This is a genomic window from Psychrobacter sp. A3 (genome assembly GCF_028823565.1).
Classification (GTDB): Bacteria; Pseudomonadota; Gammaproteobacteria; order Pseudomonadales; family Moraxellaceae; genus Psychrobacter; species Psychrobacter celer.
In genome coordinates, this window is record NZ_JAPEHS010000094.1 from 1 (window position 1) to 9,744 (window position 9,744).

The window sequence follows — 9,744 nt, forward strand, 5'->3', positions numbered from 1 at the left end:
CTGTCAGTGCCATGGTTGAATGTTCAACACGCCCTAATAACAAGTAGTAAGATGCTAGCGATTAAATAGAGGATATGCAATGCTTTAAATGTTAGCCATAGATCCTCGTCAAAACACCAGTACAACATGCTGCCTAGGAATGATGGCGACACGGTACCCTGTTTTTTTATCCACCACAGTCATCAGATGATGGTCGTCTATCACGCCGTCTATCAAATCCTCAATCAGATAAGCGTAGTCGATACCCAGCCCTTGCGCGAGGGTGTATTGATATACCTTGATATAGCTTTCTTTTATTTGCCATAGCCGCTTTGCGATTGCGTCACGCTGCCATGCAGGCAGTCGTTGCAATACTGCCTTTTCTTTATCAGCATAAAAACGCCGAACCACCTGCCAAGCTACCTCATTTGCTTCTATATCGATGCCAGCAGGACGATGCTGGCTGAGAATGACGGCCACCTGATTGTCTAGACAGCTCGTTGGTTGAGTGTTGCTATTATCAGTATCGTCTGTATTTTTTGCGCCTGTATGGCTAAAGCATACGTAGTATTTGCTACGAGCAAGCTGATAAGGAAAGGCTGACTCATCTAAGGTATCGTCTATCTGTAGCTTGATGAGTAGCTGTTGTAACAACAGCCGTACGCCTTGCCGCTGTAGTTGGCGCTGCTGCTGCGCCCGATCAGGTGCTGATATGTCTGCAGCCTCACAGCAATACTGCCATTGCTGGGTATCATCTATATGGGTGTTTAGGTCGTATCGGCTTAGATAGGGCGGTTTATTGATACGCTTATGGGCAAGGGCGTTGACATGCGCAGTGGCACACCATGTCGTAGGACCAAGCCTCACATTATGAATTTGTGTCAAGTATAAGGGCATAGGTGTAGCCGCAGGTTTTATGTAGGAGTAGGAAGTATAAAGCCCAGCAACGTGATATTGCTGGGCCTTTTTAGTATTACGATAACGATTGATAATACGAGCGTATGGGGCTTATCTTAATAAGACAGCTCCGCGCGGCGGTTTTGCGCATAGGCGGCTTCGGTGGTGCCAGCGGCGGCAGGGCGCTCTTCACCGTAGCTGATGATGCGGATATTATTGACCGCGACACCTTGAGCGGTCAGATAGTCACGCGCTGCTTGGGCGCGGCGCTCGCCTAGCGCCATGTTATACTCGCGGCTACCACGCTCATCGGTATGACCAGCAATCACTACGCCAGCGGTTGGGTTTGAGCGTAGCAAGCTTGCGTGTTGATTGAGGACATTGGCCGCTTGTGCGGTGATTTCGCTGCTATCGAAAGCAAAGTAAACGACGGCTTGCAGGTTGTCTGCGCCAGTGACGACGGTGCTGGCGTTGTCTACGATGACGGCACCATTATAGCCCGTTTGACCGCCTGGGATACCTAGCGGGGCAACCACAACTTCAGAGGTGGCGCGTTTGGTCGCACAGCCTGTAGTGATTGCGATAGCGCTTGACAATACAGCGAGAACTGCAAGCTTAGAAAAACGAATTGACATGGTGAGCTCCTAAAATTTTTAATTAACGTTGTTGTTGTAAACTGCTTCGATAAAACTCAGGCAATTACCATTTATCATATATTCAGTGTTACTTTATGTAAGTAGTATTACTGTAAATAACTCGAGAATTTACAATCAGATATGCTCGTTTTGTTATATATATAGCCGTTTTGATAAATGCTCTGATATCGAAGCAGAAAAACAAACTACCAGCGGTGCTTGTCCCAGTTTTCAGGGTTTGCCCAGTAGTCGGCATTGAGCCAGTTAGGCAGCTGTTTGTAGTCATACAGATTAAATTGCCACAGTGTCGCTGACCCAAGAGCATGGGCGGCGGCAGGCATCTGGGTCATATCGGCACCTGATAGGTCGGTATCTTCTGTCAAAGTAGAAGTCTGTAATATATCAAACGGGGTAAATCCGTAGGGTTGTAAGTCGATATTGTGCTCAAGGGCGATGAGTAGATGGGCGGCGTATAGGTCGCGATAGCGCATGAGTAATGGGATATACTGCTGTAGCTGCTCTGCTGATAGCGTCGGCAGCCAAAAACACACCAGCTCATACCGCTCAGATACTGGCTGTTGGCTGAGCGCCAGTAAGGTCGATGAGGCAAGTTTGTCAGCGGGCTGTGCGGTATCGCTGACTTGAAAAGCAGCATGGTTGGTAAGCGCGGTATTTAATAACGCTAGCGTGTTTTTGTCTTCGGTTACCCACAGTAGATTGGGCAGTAGCTCGGGCTTATCGTCGATTTTATGTTTGGTGCTTTTGCTGTCTGATTGAGTGTTTGTCTGCGCATCAGTTGCCTGTGCTAGAGTGGGCAATAGCGCATCGATATAAGCTATTAATAAAGGTAGCGTCACCTGTGCGCGACGCGTGGATTGCTTTGTCATATGATAGGCCGTTTCTCAAATGGTAATCGTCAGGGCCTTTATTAAATCATTTTGGTATGCATTATCCAATGTAAAATTGAGGCTTGGAACGACTAAACTTACTATTTTTACCAAAGCCAGCTATGTAACTGACTTATTTAAATTTGACTATAAGCCACGGATTATCAGCGCCACAATCTAGGGAGCTGCTCTTGAAATTTGGTGATTTAGGCCAATGTAGCTAAAAAATAAACAGCTAAACCACGTAAAAAACCTAAAAAACTTAAAATCTAACACAGGGCTTTTAGGTGTTAAGGTTAGGAAGCGCTAGGAATTTTAATCACACGTATTTTTTATAAATAACAATAGGAACCCCCATGTCTACTGCTGAAACAGATACCCAAATTATCAACCCTGAAATGCCTGATGTGCCACCGCAAGCACCCAGCAAAATCAATCTAAAAGACTATCAAAAGCCAAGCTTTGCTGTCGAAACGGTCGATTTGGATATCAAGCTATATGAAGACCACGCGCAGGTAGCTAGCACGCTACAGATGGTGCGCCAAAGTGCAGGGGATCTTGTGCTATTTGGTGAGGATTTGGCGCTACTGGCAATCACTATGAACGGCGAGTCATTGCCCTCCGAGCGCTATCAACATAGGGCAGGCAAACTGACGATAGCAAATGCCCCTGATGACGTTACTTTAGAGATACAAGTGCGCATCTGTCCGCAGACCAACACAGCGCTTGAGGGGCTATATATGGCGGGCAGTGGCGATGATACCATGTTTGTCACTCAGTGCGAGCCTGAGGGGTTTCGTAAGATCACTTTTTATCCAGATCGTCCTGATGTGCTGGCGGTATTTACCACGCGCTTGGAGGCGGATAAACGTTATCCAACGCTGCTGGCCAATGGTAATTTGGTAGAGGCGGGCGACGTCAGTGGTACACCAGACCGTCATTATGCCATCTGGCATGACCCAACCAACAAGCCAAGCTATTTGTTTGCTTGCGTCATCGCTGATTTGGATGTGCTGACGGATTCATACACCACCAGTGAAGGGCGCGAGGTGACGCTTGAGCTTTATGCCAAGTCTGCCGATATCGATAAGTGTGATGTCGGTATGCAGGCGCTAAAAGACGCCATGCGCTGGGACGAGATCAACTATGGCCGCGCTTATGATTTAGACCGTTATATGATCGTCGCTGTCAGTCAATTTAATATGGGCGCGATGGAAAACAAAGGCCTAAATATCTTTAATACCGCTTGTGTGCTATCTAGTCCTGAGACGACTACAGATGCGCGCAGTTTTAGTGTCAAATCTATCATCGCCCACGAGTATTTTCATAACTGGACGGGCAACCGCATTACCTGCCGTGATTGGTTTCAGCTGTGTCTAAAAGAAGGCCTTACGGTGTACCGTGATCAGTCGTTTTCTGCCGATCAGCAATCAAGCGCGGTACAGCGTATCGATGATGTGGCCACCTTACGCGCGCATCAGTTTGCTGAGGATGCAGGGCCGCTTGCGCATCCTGTGCGCCCTGAGAGTTTTGTTGAGATTAATAATTTTTATACGACGACTGTCTATGAAAAAGGCGCTGAAATCGTGCGTATGATTGCCAATACGCTAGGGCCAGTCAACTTCCGAAAAGGGACAGATGAGTATTTTCGCCGTTATGATGGGCAAGCGGTGACGGTGGAGGACTTCTTATCTGCGCTCAGTATTACCGATAGTAAGATTGAGGACTTTATCGACTGGTATCGCCAGCCTGGTACGCCTGTGGTGACAGGGCACCAAGACTATGACAGCGACACGCAGACGTTGACCATTACGTTGAGTCAAAAAACTCGCCATGTCGCAGGTTTTGATGCGCCAAAGCCTCTGCCGATACCTGTAGCGACGGCACTGTTTGATCGAAATACTGGCAATATCGTCGCCGAGCGTATGTTGCTACTTGATCAAGAAACACAAGCCTTCGTCTTTGAAAATGTGACCAGCGAGCCTGTGGTATCGCTATTACGTGACTTTAGTGCGCCTGTGCAGCTCAACTATGCTTATCAAGATGCTGATTTGGCGTTTTTACTTGAGCACGAGACCAATGGTTTTAACCGCTGGCAAGTGACGCAGATGCTGGTCAATCGTATCTTGCTACAAAACAAAGGCGAGAAAAGTAGCCCAGATATTTATCTGCATGCACTGGCGCAGACATTGCCTGTGCTTGCCGCCGAGGATGCGATGCTGGCGGCACGCTTACTGGATATTCCATCGGCGCAGGAGCTGGCTTCTGCCATACCGCAGGACTATGACCCAGAGGCGATCAAAGCGCAGCGTGAAGGTTTATATCAACAGCTGGCTTTGGCATTAAAAGATGAGTGGGCAAAGCTTTATAAGCAGCTACCCATACAGACGTATCAAGACAGTGCCGATGCTCGTGGTGCACGTGCGCTGCGTAATGTGGTACTCGATATGGCAGTGACCGCCAACGTTGATGGGGCTGCTGAATGGGCACAGCGGCAGTATGATAATGCCAGCTGTATGACAGAGCGTTTTGGCGCGTTAAAGGTCATGGTCAATCATCAACTGGCAAAAGCTGATGAATATCTAGCAGATTTTTATGAGCGCTTCCAAGACAATGATTTGGTCATTGACTTGTGGTTTAGTGTGCAGTCATCTGCCGATACGGTCACCCCTGAGGCCATTACTGCATTGCTTACCCACAAGGACTTTGATTGGAATACGCCCAACCGTGTCCGCTCGGTCGTCGGTGCCTTTGCCTCGCAGCCTACCGTACTCTGGACAGCTGATGGACTGGATATCTATACTGGTGTCATCAAAAAGCTGGATACTGCCAATCCAGTATTGTCATCGCGCTTATTACAAGTGCTGGCGCGCTGGAACACTTTGGCTGAGCCGCGCCGTCAGATGGCGCATGAGCAGCTGCTTGATTTACAAAAGCAGGTATCGTCTAAGCATGTACTTGAGAGTTTAGAGAGTGTGCTTGGGTCTGCAGGTGAGTAGGATAGGATATAGTCGATGCACTCTAAAAAGCGCGTTTAAATTTATATAACAGTTTTATTTTCAACTGACTATCATAAAAAGCCCGCCCGATATGCGTATCGGGCGGGCTTTTTTTAGCGTATCACAGTATCAATGCTGAGCGTGCTAGCTAGACGATAGCTCTTTGCATTGAGAGTTAGCGATTTGGCAAGACGTCTTTGACCATATCACGCAGCTTGTATAGAGCTGTGACCGTACTGTCCCAATCCAAGCAGCCGTCGGTGATAGATTTGCCATACTCAAGCTGGCTTAAGTCGGCGGTCAGCTTTTGATTGCCGCCTTTAAGGTGACTTTCGATCATCATACCGATGATGGATTTGTTGCCGTTTTGGATTTGTTCGGCGACGTTCGCGATGACCATTGGTTGTAGATATGGGTCTTTACCTGAATTGGCATGGCTTGAGTCAATCATGATTTTGCCATTGGTTTTGCCTTTGGCCAGTGCGTTTTCGGCTTGTGCTACCGCCGTTTCATCATAGTTTGGTTTGCCATTACCACCGCGCAATACCACGTGAGCGTAAGGGTTGCCTTTTGATTTGATGATAGAGACTTTGCCATCTGCTGATAGACCTAAGAAACTATGGCCTTCTTTGACCGCTTGCATGGCGTTGACCGCGACTGTCATTCCACCGTCGGTGCCGTTTTTGAAACCCACTGGACAAGACAAACCTGAGCTCATCTCACGGTGTGTCTGGCTTTCAGTGGTACGCGCACCAATGGCTGACCAGCTGATCAAATCCTGCATGTATTGCGGCGTATTTGGGTCCAAGGCCTCGGTGGCACACGGCAAGCCTTTTTCGTTGAGATCTAACAAAAGCTTACGCGCCGTACGCAAGCCTTTTTCGATATCAAAGCTGTCATTCATGTCAGGGTCGTTGATCATGCCTTTCCAGCCCACCGTTGTACGGGGTTTTTCAAAATAGACACGCATCACCACAAATATGCTATCTTCGAGCTCTTTTGCCAATACCGCCAAACGATCGGCGTATTCGTGAGCGGCTTTAATATCGTGAATAGAGCAGGGGCCGACGACCACAAACAAGCGCTTGTCTTTACCGTCCAAGATATCTTGGATAGTGTTGCGACCTTTTAGGACGGTATTATAAGCTTTGTCTGACAAAGGCAGCTCAGCTTTTAGCTCAGCGGGAGTGATCAAAGGAATGAATTTTTCAATATTCACGTCGTCAATATCTGCATTATGGGTAACTGGTGTTGTCATGGTTATATATCGTCTAGCTGATTTATAGGGATATTCATTATGCGGACAAAAGCGCTGGTTGACAAGGGCAATCATATAGTTAATTAACTGATAACTGGAATGAGGAAGCTAAAATCCAGTTATCATTGTGACGCCTGCGTTGGATATAAAAACAGGCGGCGCGTGGTTTTTGTGAGTCAATTTAGCTATTTTGGCCGTCGTCACGTATGATGGCAGCGTCAATGAGCATCGTTATTAGCGTTATCAGGCCTTATGGCCACTGACATATGTTATATTTTATAATTGTTTTTATCGTACCTTTATCATCTTCATATCGAGAGCTTGTCATGACAGATTTTGCTACCCTTAACCACTCCCTTGGTGTGACGCCAGACGCAGCGGTACAGACGCTTGAGAGTCAAAGCACGGCTGAGCTTTTGGTACCTGAGTCAAACGCGGGTCCACTGGTCATCGGTATCGTCGCAGGTGAGGTGTCAGGCGATAGCTTGGGTGCTGACTTTATGCAGCAGATGAACAATCTGCGCGATGATATTGTTTGGGTCGGTGTCGGCGGCGCCAAGATGCAAGCACAAGGATTACAAAGCATCTTTGCATTAGAGCGATTGGCTGTTATGGGGCTGATTGAGGTGATGGCACAACTGCCAGATTTGCTAAAGGCACGCCGTGAGTTATTAGTAGCGTTTCAAAACGCTGCTATCGACTGGTTTATTGGTATCGATGCGCCTGATTTTAATCTGCGGGTCGCAAAAAAACTAAAGCCCAAAGGGATTTTTTGTGTTCAGTATGTCAGCCCTTCTATTTGGGCATGGCGTGAGTCGCGTATCCATAATATCAAAGCAGCCACCGATTTGGTGCTGTGCTTGTTTCCGTTTGAGTTGCCAGTCTATGAGCGTCATAACCACCCAGCAGTCTGTGTCGGTCATCCGCTGTTACGCACCATAGATCAAGGGCTACTCGCGACACCTATCAATCAGCGCCGCAGTGAGCTGGTCTGGCACAATGATGGCTTGCAGCAGTTTTTTATTGATCGTTTTGATGAAGTCAGTCAGCTCATTTGCGTGATGCCAGGGTCGCGGCGCGGGGAGATTACCGCCATCTTGCCTTTGATGCTCGATGGTATTCAAAAATTGATATTACTGGACCCAAAACTGTGTTTTATCATCCCTACTGTGGATCAAAACCATCAATATATCGTGCAGGATGTCATCGATAAACGCTCAGAGCAGCTGCGCGCCGCTATTGTGGTGGTATACGATGATAGCCAGCCAGCCTTTAGTCAGCAAGCGATGGCAGCAGCCGATGTGGTGATGCTAGCCTCAGGCACCGCGACACTAGAGGCAATGCTGCTTGAGCGACCGATGGTGGTGATTTATCAGTTAAATCAGCTGACCTATCAGATCGCCAAGCGTCTGGTAAAAGTGCCTTATGTGGCGTTGCCCAATATCCTAGCAGATGCCGCGATAGTGCCTGAACTGATACAAGAGCAGGCGAGTGGGGATAATATCTGCCGTACGGTGATGCGTTTATTACAGCCACGCGCCTATGCCGAGCAAATGAGCGATCTGCTTACCACCAAACAGCTATTACAGCAGCAGAGCAACCATGAGCCGGCAAACAGCGTCATCGAGCAATGGTATAAGCAAAACCATCAGCAATAACACATGTCATCTGTGCCTTATGGCAGCACTGTTATGACAAAATACTAAAAATCATACTAAGAACAATGCTAAAAGCCACGCTAAAGGCAATGTCACCAAGTCCAACTTTCACCCCTCAAAAAAAGATATAGCAGTGTTATGAGTAACCCATCTAGTAGTGCCCAACCTTTGACACCAATTGATATACGTATTGAGCAAGTCGATATCAAAGGTCAGTATATTCAACTAGCAGCGCCCATTCATTTGTCTGGTCAACTACATACCTCGGAGCTACAAAGCCAATATGGGCAGACGACAAAGGACGCGGTCTTGCCACTACAGATAGGTGTCGATGAAGCTGGCCGCGGGCCTTTGCTAGGCTCTGTCAATGTCGCCGCGGCGCTACTACCTGCCGCGTGGTCGGGGCTCATAGAAGCGCAGCCGCTAAAGGATACCCCGCTGTCTGTATTGACCGACTCCAAACAGTTGAGTGAAAAAAAGCGTGACAGGCTCTACCCCTTGGTGCAGCAGTATGCGGCTGGGTATATCATCGCGGAGATACCGGCCGCCGTCATCGACCAAATCAATATTTTGCAGGCGACGATGCTCGGTATGCGTTTGTGTACCGAGGAGTTGCTACAAGCAGTTGCCGCCCATTTGACCGCTGTCGGTCATCGCTCTATCGAAGTGTTAATCGATGGCAATCGCTGCCCTGATTTAGACGTTAGTAAGCTTGCCAAGGCAGGTATAGCGCCCGCCATGCTCGACTGTCAAGCATGGGTCAAGGGCGATGGCCGTCATACCAGTATCGCCGCGGCCAGTATATTGGCAAAGGTGAGCCGTGATAAGGCCATGTATGAATTAGATGCGCAATATCCTGAATATGGCATCGCCAAACACAAAGGCTATCCAACGCGCGCTCATATGGCAGCCGTTGCGACGCTTGGTGTGTTACCAGAGCATCGCCGCAGCTTTGCCCCTATAAGAAAGGCGCTGGAGAGCGAATGCTAAACGCCGACTATGCTGGTTATGTTAGGGCGTGTTGCACATTCAACCATGGCACTGACAGCGAGTATTTTTTAGTCGATTCTAAGGTAATTAATTTACGTTTTGTAAGTTTTAATGATTTTATTTGATGAGGTATACTTTTTTATTTTTATTACTGATAAAAATGATGAGCAAAAGTTCATTGACTGTATTACAATATAGATACAATTGAATAATCGCTGTGCTATTAATGATTAAGGTCAATATGTTGACGCTTCGTAGCGATTGTATTGATCTATATATGAGCGGCGACTGATAGGATAAAAAATGCCTTTTAATACATCATCAATGAATCTTGCGACGGCGTTTTTTTTAACGCTTTTTTTGAGCGCTTGTGGCGGTGGCGGCGACGCTAGTAATCGTGATAGCCATTCTAGCACTAAGCCTGTTAATAAAGAAAAAATC

7 protein-coding genes are annotated in these 9,744 nt (G+C 47.6%); 3 read left to right on the forward strand and 4 right to left on the reverse strand.

All coding sequences use genetic code 11. From position 1 onward, the window contains the following. Window positions 1–108: 108 nt before the first annotated feature. From NK638_RS10740 to NK638_RS10750, 3 genes are all read right to left on the reverse strand, one after another. Window positions 109–876, reverse strand: coding sequence for a 4'-phosphopantetheinyl transferase family protein (locus NK638_RS10740; RefSeq protein ID WP_274633020.1), 768 nt, complete (start codon window positions 874–876; stop codon window positions 109–111). Between the two features lie 116 nt (window positions 877–992). Then, window positions 993–1,511, reverse strand: coding sequence for a peptidoglycan-associated lipoprotein Pal (pal, locus tag NK638_RS10745; RefSeq protein ID WP_274633021.1), 519 nt, complete (start codon window positions 1,509–1,511; stop codon window positions 993–995). A gap of 206 nt (window positions 1,512–1,717) precedes the next feature. After that, a complete protein-coding gene (locus tag NK638_RS10750; protein ID WP_274633022.1) occupies window positions 1,718–2,398 on the reverse strand; it encodes a DUF6231 family protein in 681 nt (226 codons plus the stop codon). 356 nt (window positions 2,399–2,754) lie between these two features. Between NK638_RS10750 and pepN the strand changes: the two genes are divergently transcribed. Then, entirely contained in the window at window positions 2,755–5,397 is a 2,643-nt protein-coding gene (gene pepN / locus NK638_RS10755; protein ID WP_274633023.1) for an aminopeptidase N, read from the forward strand. Window positions 5,398–5,572: 175 nt separating this feature from the next. On the opposite strand, the gene NK638_RS10760 is transcribed toward pepN, so the two are convergent. Continuing rightward, complete coding sequence (locus NK638_RS10760; protein ID WP_274633024.1) at window positions 5,573–6,655, reverse strand: 3-deoxy-7-phosphoheptulonate synthase; 1,083 nt, start codon at window positions 6,653–6,655, stop codon at window positions 5,573–5,575. Window positions 6,656–6,981: 326 nt separating this feature from the next. On the opposite strand from NK638_RS10760, the gene lpxB reads away from it, so the two are divergent. Continuing rightward, complete coding sequence (gene lpxB, locus NK638_RS10765; RefSeq protein WP_274633025.1) at window positions 6,982–8,313, forward strand: lipid-A-disaccharide synthase; 1,332 nt, start codon at window positions 6,982–6,984, stop codon at window positions 8,311–8,313. Between the two features lie 138 nt (window positions 8,314–8,451). Beyond that, window positions 8,452–9,303 (forward strand): ribonuclease HII, encoded by an 852-nt coding sequence (locus tag NK638_RS10770; RefSeq protein ID WP_274633026.1) that lies wholly within the window; start codon window positions 8,452–8,454, stop codon window positions 9,301–9,303. Window positions 9,304–9,744 lie beyond the last annotated feature (441 nt).

Excerpts from the sequence above, each read along its gene's own strand:
- NK638_RS10740 (WP_274633020.1), bottom strand. The coding sequence starts at position 876 with ATGCCCTTATACTTGACACAAATTCATAATGTGAGGCTTGGTCCTACG.
- pal (WP_274633021.1), bottom strand. The coding sequence starts at position 1,511 with ATGTCAATTCGTTTTTCTAAGCTTGCAGTTCTCGCTGTATTGTCAAGC.
- NK638_RS10750 (WP_274633022.1), bottom strand. The coding sequence starts at position 2,398 with ATGACAAAGCAATCCACGCGTCGCGCACAGGTGACGCTACCTTTATTA.
- pepN (WP_274633023.1), top strand. The coding sequence starts at position 2,755 with ATGTCTACTGCTGAAACAGATACCCAAATTATCAACCCTGAAATGCCT.
- NK638_RS10760 (WP_274633024.1), bottom strand. The coding sequence starts at position 6,655 with ATGACAACACCAGTTACCCATAATGCAGATATTGACGACGTGAATATT.
- lpxB (WP_274633025.1), top strand. The coding sequence starts at position 6,982 with ATGACAGATTTTGCTACCCTTAACCACTCCCTTGGTGTGACGCCAGAC.
- NK638_RS10770 (WP_274633026.1), top strand. The coding sequence starts at position 8,452 with ATGAGTAACCCATCTAGTAGTGCCCAACCTTTGACACCAATTGATATA.